Origin of the sequence: Alitiscatomonas sp. (assembly GCF_037242085.1) — a bacterium.
Lineage (GTDB): Bacteria > Bacillota > Clostridia > Lachnospirales > Lachnospiraceae > Alitiscatomonas > Alitiscatomonas aceti.
The window spans coordinates 1-17,976 of record NZ_JAXXBR010000055.1; the positions used below are offsets into that span (position 1 = coordinate 1).

Consider the following 17,976-nt stretch of genomic DNA (forward strand, 5'->3'; position numbering starts at 1 on the left):
CTTCCTTGGCTCAGTTGGTAGAGCGACGCATTCGTAATGCGTAGGTCGCCGGTTCGAGTCCGGCAGGGAGCTGTTTAAAGCCTTTGACTTTTCAAGGGCTTTTTTTATTTGATAGGAAAAGCTGTCCCGGCCGGGACCGGATCCAGAAATTGACCCGGTGCGGGATCTGTGATATGATAACGGAAAACAAAACGAGCCTATGAAATGGGAGGTTATTTTATGAAAGTATTTATCAGTGCGGATATCGAGGGCTGCTGTGGAGTGTTCTCAAACATCGAGACCCATAAGAATGAGGCGGTGTACGCCCCCTTTGCAAAACAGATGACAAAAGAGGTTCTGGCGGTCTGCGAGGCGGCCCATGAGGCCGGAGCCGATGAGATCGTTGTAAAGGACGGCCATGGAGACGCCTCCAACATCGATCCTCTTCAGATGCCGTCCTATGTGACGCTGATCCGCGGGAAGAGCGGACATCCCTACAATATGATGTTCGGCCTGGATCCCACCTTTGACGCCGTCCTTTATGTTGGCTATCATGCGGCGGCCGGCTGTCCGGAGTTTGCCGTCAGCCATACCTCCACTGGCAACAGCCTGTATATCACCCTCAACGGAAAGCGCATGAGCGAGTTTATGCTCAACAGCTTCACGGCGGCTTCCTTGGGAGTTCCTGTGGCCTTTATCTCCGGGGACGAGGCGATCTGCGCCGCGGCAAAGGAGCTGGTGCCGGAGATCGCCGCAGTACAGACCAAGCGCGGAGTCGGGAACGCAACCTTCTGCTGCCCGCCGGAAACGGTCATGGAAGCCCTCAGGGAGCAGACGAAGGAGGCGCTGGGAAAGATCGGCCGGTGCCATGTGGAGCTTCCGGAAAAATTCGTATACGAGGTGACCTATAAGGACTGGAAAAAGGCATACCAGATGTCGTTCTTCCCGGGGATGAAGGCAGTGGATCCCTTTACCAACCGTCTGGAGACAGAAAACTGGATGGATGTGGTAACGGCCCATAATTTCGTAGTTTATTAGAAAAGGAGACGGGAGGCTATGGATCCCATCGTAAGCATCATTGTGCCGGTCTATAACGCGGAGGAGACCCTCCGGCGGTGCATCGAGAGCGTTTTAAACCAGGGATTTACGGATTTTGAGCTGCTTCTGGTGGATGACGGCAGTACGGATTCTTCGGCCGGGATCTGCCGGGAATACGAGAACGGGGACCGGAGGGTCCGGGTGATCCGCAAGGAGAACACGGGAGTATCGGATACCAGGAATCTGGGGCTTTCAGAGGCCCGGGGAACATTCGTCCAGTTTCTGGACAGCGACGACTGGATCACACCGGACGCCACTAGCCTTATGGTACGGGCAGCCAGGGACAGCGGGGCGGACATGGTGATCGCGGATTTTTACCGGGTCATCGGGGACCGGGTGGCCCATAAGGGGGACATTGAAAAGGACGGGCTTCTGAGTCTGGAGGAATTTGCCGGCTTTATGATGGAGAACCCGGCAGATTTTTATTACGGTGTTCTCTGGAATAAGCTGTTTAAGCGGGAGATCATCGCGCAGCATGGGCTTTCCATGGATAAGACCATAAGCTGGTGCGAGGATTTCATGTTCAATCTGGAGTATCTGCGCCATGTAAAGACTGTGTATGCCCTGCGGGTGCCGGTGTATTATTATGTGAAGACCAAGGGGTCCCTGGTGAGCCAGGGACTGAGCCTCACAAAGACCATCAAGATGAAGCGCATGGTCTTTGAGTATTACCACGATTTTTATAAATCGGTGCTGACGGAAGAGGACTATGAAAAGAACCGTCTGTATGTGTATCGGTTTCTCCTGGCCGCTGCCGGCGACGGAGCGGTCCCCCTGTCCATTTTTCCAGGGGCTGTCCGCCTGGGGGATGAAAGGAGCAGCGTGAACCATGACGCCCTGAGAGGCGACGGGGCTCTGCTGGACGCATACCGGGACCGGAAGCTGCTGGACCATTATGTGGAGCCGGTGGCCATCCGATACAGCCTGACCCTGCCGGAGATCAGCCTCCTGGTCTACCTCAGCCAGAAGCCGCGGGTGGACACCTTAAAGGAGCTGGCGGATATCACCGGCATGTCCCGGGCCCGCCTGGCCCTTGCTCTTCAGAAGCTGTCCATGAAGGAGTTCATCCAGACCGGGGAGCAGGCGGACGTGGTGCTGCTTGCGGCGGCGGAGCCGGTGCTGGCGGAGCTGGGAACGGCCCGAAAGGACTATGAGATGGCAAAATATGCCGGCTTCAGTGAGGAGGAGATGATCCAGTATGCCTTTCTTTCCAACCGGATCAAGGAAAATATCTGCCGGGTCCTGAAAAAAGAGGACATGCAGGTCACGGCCAGAAAAAAGAAAAAGCCGAAAGCGCCCAGAGTATAGATAAAAACTATATGGGCTGGTCAGGAAATCGGTTAATTCTATTAGACGAAACCCTGCGGGAATGATAGAATAGCTAGGGCTCGAAGGAAGGAGAGATACAGATGCTGGTAGATATGCACTTACATGAATCCACATGCTCCAGCGACAGTAAGATGACGCTGGAGGAGATCGTTGCCACTGCAAGGGAACGGGGGCTGGATGCGGTCTGCATCACGGACCATGACAGCATGGGTTTGAAGGAAACGGCTGAGAGGTATTCCAGGGAGACCGGTTTTCCGATCTTTGTGGGAGTGGAATATTTTTCTCTCTGGGGAGATATTACTGCATTCGGCATCGACCGCTTCCCGGACAAGCGGATCCCGGCCCAGGATTTCGTGGACCAGGTCAATGCGGCCGGCGGCTTTTGTGTGGCGTGCCATCCCTTCCGGAATAATAACCGCGGCTTTGAGGATCACCTGTGGGAGATCCAGGGCCTTCACGGGGTGGAGGTCTTAAACGGCAGTACAGATATGGAGGCCAACCGGAAGGCGCTTTCCATCTGTAAGGCAAGGAATATGCAGATGGTGGGAGCCAGCGACGCCCACTGGACCAGCCAGCTGGGAAAATACGCTACCATGGTCCCAGGGGAACCGAAAGACCTGGAGGAATTCGTGGCGGCTCTTCATAAGGGCGGTTTAAAGCCGGCTATCTATGAAGAAGGGAAAGGATATCGGATCGTGGATACCTTTTAGGGTTCTGCGCTGATATAAAAAGAAGCACAAAGGAGACAGTATTATGAAAAAGAAACTGATGGCGGCTGGACTTGCCGCAGCCGTGCTGGGCGCATCTCTGACTGGATGCCAGAGCAAGCCTGCTGAGACAACAGCGGCTGAAACAACGGCAGCTGAGACCACAAAGGCTGAGACAGAGGCTTCCAGCGAGGCTGAGACCACAAAGGCTGAAACAGAAGCGGCAGAAAAGCCCTACGAGGGGACCACGTTAAACGTGATGCTGGCCTATGGCGGCGCAGAGGCGGCGTTTGACGCATTCACAGAAAAGACCGGGATCAAGGTCGAGTATGTGGAGATCTCCACCGGTAAAGCCCTGGCACAGCTCCAGGCCGAGAACGGGAACACCACCGCAGATATCTGGTTCGGCGGCGGCGTTGACAGCTACATTTCTGCCACAGACTTAGGATATCTGGAGCAGTACGTTTCTCCGGAGGCCGAGGCTATCAATCCGGCATACAGCGATGCAGACGGCTACTGGACAGGCCTTGCCCTGGTTCCGGCTGGTTTCCTGGTAAACAACGATGTTCTGGCAGAGAAGAACCTGGAAGCTCCCAAGACCTGGGAGGATCTGGCAGATCCCAAATATAAAGGGGAGATCATCATGGCTTCCCCCGCGATCTCCGGAACCCAGTATGCGATCTTAAACGGCACCATCCAGGCTTACGGCGAGGAAAAAGGCTGGGAAGTATGGAAGGGCATCAACGAGAATGTGGACTTTTACGCACAGGGCGGCGGCGAGCCAGGTCCCAAATGTGCGGCAGGCGAATTCGGGATCGCAGTTCTGGCAATGACCGGCGGTACCTTTGCCATGGAAGCCGAGTATCCGGTCACTGCGGTCTATCCGGAGGATATGATCCCGTGGACACCGGCTCCCATCGCCATCTTTAAAAACTCCCAGAACAAGGATGCAGCCAAGGTGTTCGTCGACTACTTCCTTTCCAAAGAGGGACAGGAGGCGCTCCGTGAGGCAGATGCCAGGATCATGGCCCGCGGCGACGTAGCCATTCCGGAAGCCATCGGAACGGTGGACACAGAAAAGCTGATCGATCAGGACGTACTGTTATTCGGAAGCCAGAGAGAAGCGCTTCTGGAAAAATGGGCCGCCATGGTCGGTGAAAAGGATGCGAAATAATAAGGCATAAAACCGGGCGGGTGAAATACCCGCCCTTTTCACACCATTGAAAACCTGACGGGAAAGGAAATATCATGAATCCACGTACAGAAAAAAGAAGGCATGGCAGATATGCATGGGCAGAACTGGGAGACAGGCTGATCCTTACCCTGGTGCTGGCCGGGATCGCCCTGTTCATCCTGTATCCGATCGTTTCGGTGGTGGCCACCAGCTTTTTCAAGGACGGCCATTTCACCCTGGAATATTACAGGGAGCTGGCGTCCGGACGGAGCCTTAAGCTGATCCGGAACAGTCTGTGGGTGTCCTCGCTGTCCTCCATCCTCACCACGGCGGCGGCGTTCTTCATTGCCCTGGCCGCCTACGCAGCCCCGGGAAGGATCCGGCGGTTTTTGAGAAGATCCCTGCTTTTTACCATGATCTCGCCGCCGTTTGTATCGGCGCTGGCATATATCTTCCTTTTTGGAAGGCGGGGGCTGATCACCCACCAGCTTCTGGGCCTCAGCGTTAATCCTTATGGGTGGCACGGCATCGTGATCCTCCAGATGATCGGAAGCATTTCCTTTGCTTCCCTGATGCTGCTTCCGTCCTTTGACCATATGGACCAGAGGCTGGTCCTGGCATCCAGGGATCTGGGCGCTTCACCGGAAAAGACACTGTTTTCTGTGATCCTTCCGTTGGTAAGGCCAGGGATCCTTTCGGTGCTGTTCACCCTGTTTACCATGAACCTGGCAGACTTTGGAACGCCCATCGTCATTGGAGGAAATTTTAAGGTCCTGGCCACAGAGGCGTACACCCAGGTGATCTCCACAGCCAATCTGGGACGGGCCTCCGCCATCAGTATCCTGATGGTTCCGGCGGCCGCCGTGGCCTTTTATTTTTATTACCAGAGCCTGAAAAAGAATGAGTCCGCAGGGGGGACGGACCGGAACGCCATGGACGGGGAACCGGCTTATACATTGACGGGAGCAGTGGCTGGAGCCGCATGGACCGTGACCGGGATGTTTTTCCTGGTGATGGCGCTGAAATACGGAAATATTTTCCTTTCCGCCTTTTCCAACACGGCCTCCGGCTCCCTTACCTTTACCCTGGATTACTTTGGAAAGCTTCCCAGGTCCCAGTGGAACTCCTTTGGCCACAGCCTGGTGTACTCCGCTGTGGCGGCCGCTGTATCCGCATTTTTGGGGATCCTTCTGTCCTACTATACACACCGGAGAAAGATCGCCGGAATGCGGACGGCAGAATTTTTTGCCCTGCTTCCCTATATCATCCCGGGAACGTTCTTTGGCCTGGGATATGTGGCGGCCTTCAGTCATCCGCCCATGTACATCCGCGGCACATCGGCCATCATCATCCTGAACCTGGTATTCCGCCAGATCTCGCTGACCAACAAGTCGGCCAACGCCATGTTTTCTGGAATCGACAGAAAGATCGAGGATGCGGCCAGGGATCTGGGGGCCAGCCGGCTGGAGGTCCTTTTCGGGGTCATCCTGCCTTTGCTTAAGACCACCTTTGCCACTGGCTTTATTTCGATCTTCACATCGTGCATGACGTCAGTGGGAGCCATTATTTTCCTGATCTCGCCGGGAAAAAACGTGGCCAGTGCGGAGCTGTTCCAGTCCATTGAAAACGGCCGGTACGGCGTTGCCTCCGTCCAGGCGGTCCTGATCATCCTTGTTACGGTGGGGATCAACATGGCCTTTATGAGTCTGACAAAACGAAGAGAACGGGGAGGGAAATAAGATGTTTTTACAGCTAAAAGGGCTTAAAAAGATATATGAAGAAGAAAAAGGCTTGAAGAACCTGGATCTGGAGATCGAAGAGGGGTCATTTGTGACGCTGTTAGGTCCCTCCGGCTGCGGAAAGACCACGACCCTGAACCTTCTGGGCGGCTTTATCCAGCCGGATTCCGGCCATATCCTTCTGGAAGGGGAGGACATCACAGGCCTTCCGCCGGAGCGCCGTCCCGTGTCCACGGTCTTCCAGAGCTATGCGCTGTTTCCTCATCTGAATGTGCTGGACAACGTCTGCTACGGACTCCGGTTTTTCAGAGGGATGAAGAAGAAGGAGGCGGCTCCCATTGCAATGGAGGAGTTAAAGACTGTGGGGCTTTCCGGCTATGAAACGGCCAGGATCGGAGAGCTGTCCGGCGGGCAGCAGCAGAGAGTGGCCCTGGCCCGCGCCATGGCCACAGGGCCAAAGATCCTTCTGCTGGACGAGCCCCTTTCCAATCTGGACGCAGGGCTTCGGGTGCAGCTGAGAGAGGAACTGAAGGAGCTCCAGAAAAAGCTGGGCATCACCATGGTCTTCGTGACCCATGACCAGGAGGAGGCCCTGAGTCTTTCTGATAAGATCGTGGTCATGGAAAAGGGCGTGGCTGTCCAGACAGGGACTCCCAGGGAGATCTATTTTTCTCCTGTGAGCCGGTATGTGGCGTCCTTTGTGGGAAAGGCCAATTATATAGAGGAGAATGGCCGGGTACAGATCGTAAGGCCAGAGGACGTGTGGATGGAAATGGACCCGTCCGGCGATTATACGGTCCGGTCGGCCAGCTTCATGGGAGCCCATACACTTTATGAACTGGAAAATGGAAGCAATGTGATCAAGGCAGATCTTTTTGGACGGGAAGGAAGTCTTTTCTCTGTCGGCGACCGGGTACGGGCTGGCTGGGGAAGCAGAAAAGACGGGCCCAGAGACTGCCGTTTATAAAGGAGGGACCAGTATGAGATTTGCATTTCTGATCATGGGGAAATTTGACAGCAGGGAGGACCAGGCGGTGATCCACAATGGAACGGCCCGGATCATTGGCGTTTCGGACCTTGAGGACGCGGCCCGGACTGCAAAAAGACTGGAGGAAGAGGGGATCGACTGCATCGAGCTCTGCGGTGCATTCCGGGAAGAGGGCGCCCGGGCAGTGATCGAAGCCACCGGGAACCGGATCCCAGTGGGATATGTGACCCACCTTCCGGAGCAGGATGACGTATACCGGAAGGCGTTTGCCGGAAAATAAGATCCGTACAGAAAACGGGGATCCCGCGCGGGATCCCCGTTATTTTTAAACGGACCGGTTTTATATACTGGCTTCTGCTTAACGATTGAAGCCGCCGGCGTTATATTTTTTAATGAGCTGCTGGATCTTGTCTGTGGGTGACAGGGCGCTGCTGATGGATACGTCGTGGTTTAAGGAGTTGATGATGGCGGCGATATATTTGCTCATATCTGCCTCCACATACCATTCACGCTCAAACAGCTCAGGAGCCCGGTAGTTTAAGTTGGTGGTCACCACGCTGTCGATATAGCCCTTTTCATAGAACTCATCGAATTTATCAAAGCCGCTGGTGAAGAGTCCGAAGGTACAGCATACGGCTACCTTGGCAGCCTTTCTTTCCTTTAACTCTTTTGCGGTATCCAGCATGCTTTCACCGGAGGAGATCATGTCGTCGATGATGATCACGGTCTTTCCTTCCACGGAGCTTCCCAGGAATTCGTGGGCCACAATGGGATTCCTGCCGTTGATGACCTTGGAGTAGTCACGTCTCTTATAGAACATACCCATATCCACGCCCAGGTTGTTGGCCAGGTATACGGCACGGTTCATGGCTCCCTCGTCGGGGCTGATGACCATCAGATGGTCCTTATCGATCTTTAAGGACTGGTCATGCTTGAACAGGGCCTTTACAAACTGGTAGGTGGGCATGAAGTTATCGAAGCCGGACAGGGGGATGGCATTCTGCACCCGCGGGTCGTGGGCGTCGAAGGTGATGATATTGGAAACGCCCATACTTACCAGCTCCTCTAAGGCCATGGCACAGTCTAAGGATTCCCGGTGGGTACGCTTATGCTGACGGCTTTCGTAAAGGAACGGCATGATCACGTTGATCCTGTGGGCAGTGGACGCACAGGCGCCGATGATACGCTTCAGATCCTGGTAGTGGTCATCCGGAGACATATGGTTCACATAACCGGACATTTTGTAGGTCAGGGAGTGGTTGGTCACATCCACCATGGCAAACACATCTGTACCGCGCACAGACTCTCTGACGACGCCCTTGCCTTCGCCGCTGCCAAAGCGCGGGCAGGCGCAGTCCAGGAGATAAGAGTCCACATCGTAGCCACGGTACTGAAGGTCCTGCTGTCTGCGCATTAACTCCTCTGTATCGTTGCGACGAAAGTTTACAATGTGGTCATTGACCTTTTTCGCAAGGTCCTGACAGCTTTCCAGAGCCGCGATCTTTAACGGCGCGATGGGAAGACGGTCATTGAAAACGTACTGATTCGACATGTCAAAGATTCCTCCGCTTTTACCATTTTTCCTGTCCCAGGGATGGGACATTCTTTCACTCATATCATTTATACCATTATTCGATGATTTTCGTCAATAGCCGCCGGCCTATTTTAGAAAAAAGAACATCATTTCTTTACAAATCTGCGGAAGATTGGTATGATGGAGAAGGCAGATACCGGCTGAGGATACTGCCGGAAGGGGATTGAAATTGAAAAACAAAGGACATAAAATAACGGCGGTGGCCCCGGGCTCCATCGGCGAAGAGCTGGAGCTGGAGCCGGGAGACGTGCTGCTTACCATAGACGGGGAAGAGATCGAGGACATCTTTGATTATGACTATATGACGGACAGCGAAAGCTTCGTCATGACCGTACAGAAAAAAAACGGTGAGGAATGGGAGCTGGAGATCGAAAGCGGCGGAGAGGATCTGGGCCTTACCTTTGAAAACGGCCTTATGAGCGAATACCGCTCCTGCCGGAATAAATGCATCTTCTGCTTCATCGACCAGATGCCGCCGGGAATGCGGGAGACCCTTTATTTTAAAGATGACGATTCCAGGCTCTCCTTTCTCCAGGGAAACTATATCACACTGACCAACATGAGCGACAGGGACATTGACCGGATCATCCGGTTCCACCTGTCCCCTATAAACATCTCGGTCCAGACCATGAACCCGGAGCTCAGATGCAGGATGCTCAATAACCGTTTTGCCGGAGAGGCATTAAAAAAGATCGACCGCCTTTATGAGGCCGGGACGGAGATGAACGGCCAGATCGTTCTCTGTAAGGGGGTCAACGACGGGGAGGAGCTGCGGTACACCATCCAGCGGCTGGCCGCTTATGCGCCCCATATGCAGAGCGTGTCGGTGGTCCCCGTGGGCCTTTCTAAATTCCGGGACGGCCTGTATCCGCTGGAGCCCTTTACGAAGGAGGACGCCTGCCAGGTCATCGATCTGATCGAGGAGTGGCAGAAAAAGCTGTATGAAAAACATAAGCTCCACTTTATCCATGCCAGCGACGAGTGGTATATTTTAGCAGAAAGGGAGCTTCCGGAGGAAAGCCGCTATGACGGCTATATCCAGCTGGAAAACGGCGTGGGGATGATCCGGCTCCTGTATGAGGAGTTCATGGATGCCCTAAGAGAAAAAGAGGACGATGGGAAGACGGAGGAGCTTTCCATGGCCACGGGCTTCCTGCCGTATCCCTATCTGAAGCGTCTGCTGGACCGGATGGCGGAGGTATACCCGGGAAGAAAGATCCATCTTTATCCGATCCGCAATGACTTTTTCGGAGAGATGATCACCGTGGCAGGCCTTATCACCGGCCAGGATCTGGTGGCCCAGCTTAAGGGAAAGCCCCTGGGGAGCCGCCTGCTGCTTCCATCGGTGATGTTTAAAAGCGGAGAGGAGGTATTCCTGGACGATATGACCAGGACCCAGGCGGAAGCCGCTTTACAGATCCCTATAAATATAGTAAAATCAGGCGGATATGATCTGCTCTCAGCCATCCTGGACCGGGAGGCTGCCGAGGAGCAGACCACAGAGCACGGCATGTACGAGCCGTCCATGAAGGACCTGAACCTTTCCGAAGAGGGAGAGGTCCTTTCGTAGAAAAACCATCCATAAAAAGGAGATCAATATGAGCAAACCAATCGTAGCCATTGTTGGCCGCCCCAACGTGGGAAAATCCACGCTGTTCAATGTGCTGGCCGGCAGTGCCATTTCCATTGTAAAAGATACCCCGGGAGTGACCAGGGACAGGATCTACGCAGACTGCACCTGGCTGAGCCACTCCTTTACGCTGATCGACACCGGCGGCATCGAGCCGGATTCCAGCGACATCATCCTGGCCCAGATGCGGGAGCAGGCCCAGATCGCCATTGATACGGCCGATGTGATCATTTTCATCGTGGACGTGCGCCAGGGCCTGGTGGATTCCGATTCCAAGGTGGCGGACATGCTGAGAAAATCCAGAAAGCCTGTGGTGCTGGCGGTCAATAAGGTGGACAGCTTTGAAAAGTTCGGAAACGACGTATATGAATTCTATAACCTGGGCATCGGGGATCCCGTCCCCGTATCCGCAGCCTCCCGGCTGGGCCTGGGAGAGCTTCTGGACGAGGTGGCAAAGCATTTTACTCCAGACCAGTACGACGACGAAGAGGACGACCGTCCCAGAGTAGCCATCGTAGGCAAGCCCAATGTGGGCAAGTCCTCCATCATCAATAAGATGCTGGGCGAAAACCGGGTGATCGTTTCTGATATTGCAGGCACCACCAGGGATGCTGTGGACACGGAGGTGATCCATAACGGCACCGAATACGTATTCATCGATACGGCAGGTCTCAGAAGAAAGAGCAAGGTAAAAGAGGATATCGAGCGGTACAGCATCATCCGCACGGTAACGGCTGTGGACCGGGCCGACGTGGTGTTAATGGTCATCGATGCCACCCAGGGCGTTACAGAGCAGGACGCCAAGATCGCAGGTATCGCCCATGACCGGGGAAAGGGCATCATCGTGGTGGTCAATAAGTGGGACGCCATCGAAAAAACAGACAAGACCATCTATGAGTATACCAATAAGCTCAAGGAGACCCTGGCCTATATGCCTTATGCAGAGTATGTGTTCGTATCAGCTCTCACGGGGCAGCGGATGCAGAAGCTCTTTGACCTGATCGACATGGTCCGGGAGAACCAGACCCTGCGGGTGGCCACCGGCGTCTTAAATGAGATCGTCACCGAGGCTGTGGCCATGCAGCAGCCCCCGTCGGACAAGGGAAAACGGTTAAAGATCTATTATGTGACCCAGGTATCTGTAAAGCCGCCCACCTTTGTGGTATTTGTCAACGACAAGGAACTGATGCACTTCTCTTACACCAGATATCTGGAAAACAAGATAAGGGAGGCCTTTGGCTTCCGGGGCACATCCTTAAAATTCATCATCCGGGAACGGAAGGAAAAGGAGTAGACCATGGAAAGGATCTTATGTCTTCTGACGGGGTATGTGTTCGGCCTGTTTCAGACCGGATATCTCTATGGAAAAATGCACCATATCGATATCAGACAGTATGGCAGCGGCAATTCCGGCACCACCAATGCGCTGCGGGTCATGGGGAAAAAGGCGGGCCTCCTGGTATTTATGGGAGACTTCCTAAAGACGGTCTTTGCCTGCCTGCTGGTGCGGCTGGTGATGAAGGGAGACCCCAGCGTGGACCTGTACGTCCTTTATGCGGGCCTGGGGGTGGTCCTTGGCCACAATTTCCCCTTCTATCTGCATTTTAAAGGCGGAAAAGGGATCGCCTCCATGGCCGGGATCCTGGTGTCCATGGACTGGCGGGTGACCCTGGTGTGCGCCTCTCTTTTCCTGGGGGCGGTGATCCTCACCAGATACGTGTCCCTGGGCTCGATCCTGGTGGTGACTGCTTTCTTTATCCAGATGGTGTTCTTCGGCCTGCGGGGGGACTATGCAGTGGCAGAGGGAGACCGGATGGAATTCTTTGCGGTGGCCGGAGTCCTTATGGTCATGGCCATCTGGCGCCACAGAGCCAATATAAGGAGGCTTCTGAAGGGCACAGAAAATAAATTGTGGGGAAATAAGGAAAAATAACAGGAGGGGAACTACTTATGGGAAAGATCGGTGTGATCGGTTCCGGTACATGGGGAACCGCCATTGCAGTGCTTTTAAATAATAACGGCCATCAGGTGGACTTATGGTCTGCGATCCCGCAGGAGATCGAGGAGATGCGCTCCACCCACAAGCATAAAAACCTTCCGGAGGTGACGCTTCCGGATTCCATCCGCTATACGGCGGATCTGGAGGAGGCCATGAAGGAAAAGGATATGCTGGTCCTTTCGGTCCCGTCGGTGTTTGTACGGTCCACGGCGCGGCGGATGAAGGAATTCTGCCCCCAGGGCCAGATCATCGTGGATGTGGCCAAGGGAATTGAAGAGGATACCTTAAAGACCATGACGGAGATCATCCAGGAGGAGATCCCCCAGTGTGAGCCGGCGGTCCTTTCGGGCCCCAGCCACGCGGAGGAGGTGAGCCGCGGCCTTCCCACCACCTGTGTGGCAGGCTCCAGGAAGAAAAGGATCGCGGAGGCCGTCCAGTCCGCCTTTATGAGCCCTGTATTCCGGGTGTACACAAGCCCGGACGTCCTTGGCGTCGAGGTGGGGGCTGCCTTAAAGAATGTGGTGGCCCTGGCGGCGGGAGCTGCCGACGGCCTGGGGTACGGGGATAATACAAAAGCTGCCCTGATCACCCGCGGCATTGCAGAGATCAGCCGTCTGGGGATGGCCATGGGAGGCAGCTTTCAGACCTTTGCCGGGCTTACAGGCATCGGAGACCTGATCGTGACCTGCGCCAGTATGCACAGCCGGAACCGCCGGGCCGGGATCCTCATTGGTAAAGGCTATACCATGGAGGAGGCCATGAAGGAGGTCCAGATGGTGGTGGAGGGCGTATATTCAGCCAGAGCAGCCCTGGCCCTCTCAAAAAAATACAGCGTTCCCATGCCCATTGTGGAAGCGGTGAACCAGGTGCTGTTTGAAGGAAAACCCGCGAAAGACGCGGTGACCGATCTGATGATGCGGGACAGACGCATCGAGAATACCTCCCTTCCCTGGGAGGAATAGGCTTTTTTCCAGTTCTGTGAAAAACCCCCTTTGCATATACTCTGGTAGTATAAAAAGGGGGTATTTTCATGGACAATTTTCAGGTATACAAAGACATTGAAGCCCGGACGGGCGGAGAGATCTACATCGGCGTGGCCGGACCTGTCCGCACGGGAAAATCCACGTTCATCAAACGGTTTATGGAGCTGATGGTGCTTCCGAAGCTGCCGGAGGGCCATCTGAAGGCCATTGCCCGGGATGAACTGCCCCAGAGCGCCGCTGGAAAGACCATCATGACCACGGAGCCGAAATTTATTCCCAAGGAGGCGGCGGAGATCGCCCTGGAGGACGGGATCACGGCCCGGGTGCGGCTGGTGGACTGCGTGGGCTTTATGGTGGAGGGTGCGGCCGGACATGAGGAGAACGGAGAGGAGCGGCTGGTGAAAACACCCTGGTATGACCATGAGATCCCCTTTACCCAGGCTGCGGAGATCGGGACCAGGAAGGTGATCCGGGACCACTCCACCATCGGGATCGCAGTGACGGCCGACGGCTCCTTCGGAGAGCTGAAGCGGAATGATTATCTGGAGGCGGAAAACGAGACGGTCCGGGAGTTAAAGGAGATCGGGAAGCCCTTTGTGATGCTGTTAAACTCTGCCAGGCCCTATGCGGAGGAGACAAGAGAACTGGCGGAAAGACTGGAAAAGGACCATGGGGTCACAGTCCTTCCTATGAACTGTGAGCAGCTGAAGCGGGAGGATGTGGAGGCTATCCTGGCCACAGTCTTAAAAGAGTTTCCTGTGACGGAGCTCCGCTTCCATATCCCCAGGTGGATGGAGATCCTTCCAGAGGACCATCCCTTAAAGGCCGCGGCCATTGAAAGCGCCAGGGAGATCTTAAAGAAGGCAGACCAGATGAAGGATGTGGGAGGAGAAAATCTGGCTCCGGCGGGAGAGGGGATCCGGGAAATGACGGTCAGCCGGATGGAGATGGCCGACGGAACCGTGGAGATCCAGGTGAAAACAGAGGAATCATGTTATTTTAAGGTCATCAGCGAATTTTCCGGAGTCCCTGTCCGGGATGAATATGAGCTGTTCCATACCATGGCCAGGCTTTCGTCCATGGAGAGCGAATATGAGAAGGTAAAAAACGCCTTAAGCCAGGTGCGGGCCAGGGGCTACGGCATCGTCATGCCCCATAGATCGGAGATCGTCTTAGAGGAACCGGAGCTGATCCGCCATGGCAATAAATACGGCATCAAGATCCATGCCCAGGCCCCGTCCATCAATCTGATCAAGGCCCACATTGAGACGGAGATCGCTCCCATTGTAGGGAGCGAGGAGCAGGCCAGGGATCTGATCGCCTACATAAAGAAAAGCGCCCAGAAGGAGGACGGGGTATGGGAGACCAGCATATTCGGGAAATCCGTGGAGCAGATCGTGGAGGACGGCATGGAGGCCAAGATCTCCCAGATGACTGAGGACTGCCAGGCAAAGCTCCAGGATACCCTTCAGAAAATAATCAATGACAGCAATGGAGGAATGATTTGCATTATTATCTGAAAAGTGATATAATTATGTAACTATTTAAAAGCGGTCATTGACCGGTACCATACAAACGACAGGAGGGGTTCTATGAAATTGACATTCATTGGCGCCAACCACGAAGTGACGGGGAGCTGCCACTGCCTGGAGGCATGTGGAAAAAAGATCCTGGTCGATTATGGAATGGAGCAGGGGGGAAATGTTTATGAAAATGCAGAACTTCCGTTTGCGATCCCGGATGTGGATTATATCCTGATCACCCACGCCCACATCGATCATACGGGACTTCTGCCGCTGCTCTATGCAGAGGGCTTCCGGGGACAGATCTTTGCCACCCAGGCTACCTGCGACCTGTGCAACATTATGTTAAAGGACAGCGCCCATATCCAGGAGATGGAGGCGGAATGGAAGAACCGGAAGGCCAGGCGTGCCGGTAAGCCGGAGGTGGAGCCTCTCTACACCATAAACGACGCCCAAGGCGTTCTGACCCATTTTGTCCCCTGCCATTACAAAGATGTGCTGACCCTCACCGACGGCCTCAGGATCCGCTTCACCGATGTGGGCCACCTTCTGGGGTCTGCCTCCATCGAGGTATGGATGGAGGAAGAGGGGGTGGAGAAGAAGATCGTGTTCTCCGGCGACATCGGAAACAAGAATAAGCCGCTGATCAAAAACCCCAGCTATATTGACGAAGCGGATTATGTGGTCATGGAGTGTACCTACGGCGACCGGACCCATGACCGGACCCATGAGCACATCGAAGAGCTGGCCCAGATCCTCCAGGAGACCCTGGACCGGGGCGGCAACCTGGTGATCCCGGCCTTTGCCGTGGGCCGTACCCAGGAGATCCTGTATTTCATGAGAAAGATCAAGGAAGAAAAGCTCATAAAGGGCCATGATGATTTTGAGGTCTATGTGGACAGTCCGCTGGCAGTGGAGGCCACCCAGGTGTTTACAAAAAACATCATGGAATGCTACGATGAAGAGGCCATGGATCTGGTGAACCGGGGGATCAACCCCATCGGCTTCCCAGGCCTTAAGCTTTCCATCACCAGCGAGGATTCCAAAAACATCAATTTTGATATGACGCCCAAGGTGATCATCTCTGCGGCGGGCATGTGCGATGCCGGCCGTATCCGCCACCACTTAAAGCATAACCTGTGGCGGCCCGAATGTACCATCCTCTTTGCCGGCTACCAGGCTGTGGGGACCCTGGGACGGAGTCTTCTGGAGGGAGCCCAGGTGGTGAAGCTGTTCGGTGAGACCATCGATGTGGAGGCCCATATCGAAAAGTTGGACGGAATTTCCGGCCATGCAGATATGAACGGACTGATCACATGGGTATCGGCCTTTAAGGAAAAGCCGTCCCAGGTATTCCTGGTCCACGGCGACGACGATGTGTGCACCAGCTTTGCCGGCCTTCTCCACACAGACTATGGGTTTGAGACTGCGGCCCCGTTTTCCGGCTCTGTTTACGACCTGGCCGCAGGCGCATGGCTTAAACAGACTGTGGGCGTTCCCCTCCGCAGGGAGACGGAACGGCAGAAGGAAAACCGGACCATCTTTGAGCTTCTTGTGGCCGCAGGCGAGCGCCTGATGCGGGTGATCCGGAAGAACCGGGAATGTGCCAATAAAGACATAAAGAAATTTACAGCAGACGTCAATGCCCTCTGCGATAAGTGGGATCTGTAAAGGGTTGGCGGAAGGAAAGGATCATTCATGAAAGTAACGCTATACACAGATGGCGCGGCCCGCGGAAACCCCGACGGGCCGGGCGGCTACGGAGCTGTCCTCCAGTTTGTGGACAAGGAGGGCACGCTCCATGAAAAAGAGCTGTCCGCCGGATATGTGAAGACCACCAATAACCGGATGGAGCTGATGGCAGCCATTGCAGGGCTGGAGGCATTAAACCGGCCCTGTGAGGTGGAGCTTTATTCCGATTCCCGGTATCTGGTGGACGCTTTCAACCAGAAGTGGATCGACGGCTGGGTGAAGCATGGCTGGAACCGGCCCAAAAGCGGACCGGTGAAGAATTCGGACCTATGGAAGAGGCTTTTAAAGGCCATGGAGCCCCATGTGGTCACTTTTTTCTGGGTCAAGGGCCACGACGGCCATCCAGAGAATGAAAGGTGCGACCGGCTGGCCACTGCGGCGGCCGACGGAAGCGGCCTCCTGACGGATACGGGGCTGGAAGCTTAGTCTGAACGACCGGCTGTGATGCCGGATCTGTGGAAAAAGTTACGATAATCTTACAAAATATTACTAATTTGCGATTTGTGTTCACAAGTGGTTCCGTTTGTGTTATCTTTATTTCATAAAGCAGACCAGAGATCGAAGGTCATACCGAATGGAGTTTGATATATGAACAGACGGAATGGAATGTGGCTCACAGTCCTGTGCATCCTGGCCGCCGGGATCTTTACCACCAGCGTCACCAGCAGCTTTGCGAGGGAGAGCACAGAGGCCGCCATGGCGGCCGTGACGGAAACCGAGGCCCGCGGGGCACAGATATCTGTGCCCAGGGAAGCATCCGTACCGGAAGCTTCCCTAAAGGCTCTGATGGACCAGGCAGATGCAGGCGTCCGGGGAAAGGGGGGAAAAGCCCCCCAGGCAGCCGGAGGGAAGGAACCGGGGAATCTGGCTCCGGGAGCCCGTGCGGCTCTGGGATCCCCGGAGACAGCCGCTGAAGAGGCGGAACAGGAGGAGGCGGCTGAAGCCGGGATCCAGGCGGCCGCAGAAGCGGATGCGGCTGTGGAGGAAACGGTAAAATCTCCTCTGGATCCGGCGGCGCCTGCGGAGGCAGTGGAGGCTTCCGGCCAGGAAGCCATGGAGGCAAAGACCGTATTTACAAAGGATGAGCTGGACGCCCGCCTGGAGAAGGCCAGGGAGCTGTCCTGGCAGTACCAGGGCAGCGTTAAGGACGAAAACGCCATTTCCGCCTATGCGGCGGCAGAGCAGCTCTGGACCCTGTGGGACCAGGAGCTGAACCTGGTATACGGCTCCATCCGGGCCCGTATGACGGAAAAAGAAGCGGAGACGCTGCGGATCGCAGAGCTGGAATGGATGAAGGAAAGGGACCAGGCGGCCGCCAGGGCTGCGGAAGCCTCCCCAGTTCCCCAGAACCAGACCCTGGAGTCCAGAAGGGCCATGGCGGAGGAAACGCGGGTCCGGTGCTACGAACTGATGGAAGAATATGAAGAGATCCTGGAGCGGATGCCGGACGGGGCGGCTTCAGAATAAAAACCGGGGAGATC

At 55.1% G+C, this 17,976-nt stretch carries 16 protein-coding genes and 1 tRNA gene; 16 read left to right on the top strand and 1 reads right to left on the bottom strand.

All coding sequences use genetic code 11. The features are described 5' to 3' along the window. The 8 genes from WIH05_RS04070 to WIH05_RS04105 all read left to right on the top strand — a co-directional run bounded on the left by WIH05_RS04070 (position 1) and on the right by WIH05_RS04105 (position 7,294). Positions 1-72: transfer RNA gene (locus tag WIH05_RS04070), tRNA-Thr, on the top strand. A 147-nt stretch (positions 73-219) separates the two neighbouring features. Beyond that, complete coding sequence (locus tag WIH05_RS04075; protein ID WP_022273958.1) at positions 220-1,017, top strand: M55 family metallopeptidase; 798 nt, start codon at positions 220-222, stop codon at positions 1,015-1,017. Between the two features lie 18 nt (positions 1,018-1,035). Further along, on the top strand, positions 1,036-2,385 hold the full coding sequence (locus WIH05_RS04080; protein WP_337425023.1) for a glycosyltransferase: 1,350 nt from the start codon (positions 1,036-1,038) through the stop codon (positions 2,383-2,385). A 101-nt stretch (positions 2,386-2,486) separates the two neighbouring features. Next, on the top strand, positions 2,487-3,116 hold the full coding sequence (locus WIH05_RS04085; RefSeq protein WP_022273960.1) for a PHP domain-containing protein: 630 nt from the start codon (positions 2,487-2,489) through the stop codon (positions 3,114-3,116). A 43-nt stretch (positions 3,117-3,159) separates the two neighbouring features. After that, positions 3,160-4,287: an ABC transporter substrate-binding protein gene (locus tag WIH05_RS04090; protein ID WP_022273961.1), complete on the top strand. Its 1,128-nt coding sequence runs from the start codon at positions 3,160-3,162 to the stop codon at positions 4,285-4,287. Positions 4,288-4,361: 74 nt separating this feature from the next. Beyond that, the gene (locus WIH05_RS04095; protein WP_215655337.1) at positions 4,362-6,026 is read left to right on the top strand and encodes an iron ABC transporter permease; all 1,665 of its coding nucleotides are present in this window, start codon (positions 4,362-4,364) and stop codon (positions 6,024-6,026) included. Position 6,027: 1 nt separating this feature from the next. Further along, positions 6,028-6,993 carry an ABC transporter ATP-binding protein gene (locus WIH05_RS04100; RefSeq protein ID WP_022273963.1) on the top strand — a complete coding sequence of 322 codons (966 nt, stop codon included), beginning with the start codon at positions 6,028-6,030 and terminating at the stop codon, positions 6,991-6,993. Between the two features lie 13 nt (positions 6,994-7,006). After that, entirely contained in the window at positions 7,007-7,294 is a 288-nt protein-coding gene (locus WIH05_RS04105) for a DUF6506 family protein (RefSeq protein WP_022273964.1), read from the top strand. 78 nt (positions 7,295-7,372) lie between these two features. On the opposite strand, the gene WIH05_RS04110 is transcribed toward WIH05_RS04105, so the two are convergent. Beyond that, entirely contained in the window at positions 7,373-8,566 is a 1,194-nt protein-coding gene (locus WIH05_RS04110; protein WP_022273965.1) for a ribose-phosphate pyrophosphokinase, read from the bottom strand. 211 nt (positions 8,567-8,777) lie between these two features. Between WIH05_RS04110 and WIH05_RS04115 the strand changes: the two genes are divergently transcribed. From WIH05_RS04115 to WIH05_RS04150, 8 genes are all read left to right on the top strand, one after another. Beyond that, positions 8,778-10,178, top strand: a complete 1,401-nt coding sequence (locus tag WIH05_RS04115) for a DUF512 domain-containing protein (protein WP_337425024.1) — start codon at positions 8,778-8,780, stop codon at positions 10,176-10,178. A gap of 28 nt (positions 10,179-10,206) precedes the next feature. After that, the gene (gene der, locus WIH05_RS04120; protein ID WP_022273967.1) at positions 10,207-11,532 is read left to right on the top strand and encodes a ribosome biogenesis GTPase Der; all 1,326 of its coding nucleotides are present in this window, start codon (positions 10,207-10,209) and stop codon (positions 11,530-11,532) included. Between the two features lie 3 nt (positions 11,533-11,535). Further along, a complete protein-coding gene (plsY, locus tag WIH05_RS04125) occupies positions 11,536-12,171 on the top strand; it encodes a glycerol-3-phosphate 1-O-acyltransferase PlsY (RefSeq protein ID WP_022273968.1) in 636 nt (211 codons plus the stop codon). A 17-nt stretch (positions 12,172-12,188) separates the two neighbouring features. Next, positions 12,189-13,199, top strand: a complete 1,011-nt coding sequence (locus tag WIH05_RS04130; RefSeq protein ID WP_337425025.1) for an NAD(P)H-dependent glycerol-3-phosphate dehydrogenase — start codon at positions 12,189-12,191, stop codon at positions 13,197-13,199. A gap of 68 nt (positions 13,200-13,267) precedes the next feature. Continuing rightward, positions 13,268-14,740 (top strand): stage IV sporulation protein A, encoded by a 1,473-nt coding sequence (spoIVA, locus tag WIH05_RS04135; protein WP_022273970.1) that lies wholly within the window; start codon positions 13,268-13,270, stop codon positions 14,738-14,740. 72 nt (positions 14,741-14,812) lie between these two features. Then, positions 14,813-16,414 (top strand): MBL fold metallo-hydrolase, encoded by a 1,602-nt coding sequence (locus WIH05_RS04140; RefSeq protein WP_215655341.1) that lies wholly within the window; start codon positions 14,813-14,815, stop codon positions 16,412-16,414. Positions 16,415-16,441: 27 nt separating this feature from the next. Next, positions 16,442-16,921, top strand: coding sequence for a ribonuclease HI (gene rnhA, locus WIH05_RS04145; protein ID WP_158360233.1), 480 nt, complete (start codon positions 16,442-16,444; stop codon positions 16,919-16,921). A gap of 162 nt (positions 16,922-17,083) precedes the next feature. Continuing rightward, positions 17,084-17,962, top strand: a complete 879-nt coding sequence (locus tag WIH05_RS04150) for a lysozyme inhibitor LprI family protein (protein WP_337425026.1) — start codon at positions 17,084-17,086, stop codon at positions 17,960-17,962. Positions 17,963-17,976 lie beyond the last annotated feature (14 nt).

Excerpts from the sequence above, each read along its gene's own strand:
- spoIVA (WP_022273970.1), top strand. The coding sequence starts at position 13,268 with ATGGACAATTTTCAGGTATACAAAGACATTGAAGCCCGGACGGGCGGA.
- WIH05_RS04085 (WP_022273960.1), top strand. The coding sequence starts at position 2,487 with ATGCTGGTAGATATGCACTTACATGAATCCACATGCTCCAGCGACAGT.
- WIH05_RS04110 (WP_022273965.1), bottom strand. The coding sequence starts at position 8,566 with ATGTCGAATCAGTACGTTTTCAATGACCGTCTTCCCATCGCGCCGTTA.
- WIH05_RS04080 (WP_337425023.1), top strand. The coding sequence starts at position 1,036 with ATGGATCCCATCGTAAGCATCATTGTGCCGGTCTATAACGCGGAGGAG.
- WIH05_RS04090 (WP_022273961.1), top strand. The coding sequence starts at position 3,160 with ATGAAAAAGAAACTGATGGCGGCTGGACTTGCCGCAGCCGTGCTGGGC.
- plsY (WP_022273968.1), top strand. The coding sequence starts at position 11,536 with ATGGAAAGGATCTTATGTCTTCTGACGGGGTATGTGTTCGGCCTGTTT.
- WIH05_RS04150 (WP_337425026.1), top strand. The coding sequence starts at position 17,084 with ATGAACAGACGGAATGGAATGTGGCTCACAGTCCTGTGCATCCTGGCC.
- WIH05_RS04095 (WP_215655337.1), top strand. The coding sequence starts at position 4,362 with ATGAATCCACGTACAGAAAAAAGAAGGCATGGCAGATATGCATGGGCA.
- WIH05_RS04100 (WP_022273963.1), top strand. The coding sequence starts at position 6,028 with ATGTTTTTACAGCTAAAAGGGCTTAAAAAGATATATGAAGAAGAAAAA.
- WIH05_RS04140 (WP_215655341.1), top strand. The coding sequence starts at position 14,813 with ATGAAATTGACATTCATTGGCGCCAACCACGAAGTGACGGGGAGCTGC.
- WIH05_RS04075 (WP_022273958.1), top strand. The coding sequence starts at position 220 with ATGAAAGTATTTATCAGTGCGGATATCGAGGGCTGCTGTGGAGTGTTC.
- WIH05_RS04130 (WP_337425025.1), top strand. The coding sequence starts at position 12,189 with ATGGGAAAGATCGGTGTGATCGGTTCCGGTACATGGGGAACCGCCATT.
- rnhA (WP_158360233.1), top strand. The coding sequence starts at position 16,442 with ATGAAAGTAACGCTATACACAGATGGCGCGGCCCGCGGAAACCCCGAC.
- der (WP_022273967.1), top strand. The coding sequence starts at position 10,207 with ATGAGCAAACCAATCGTAGCCATTGTTGGCCGCCCCAACGTGGGAAAA.
- WIH05_RS04105 (WP_022273964.1), top strand. The coding sequence starts at position 7,007 with ATGAGATTTGCATTTCTGATCATGGGGAAATTTGACAGCAGGGAGGAC.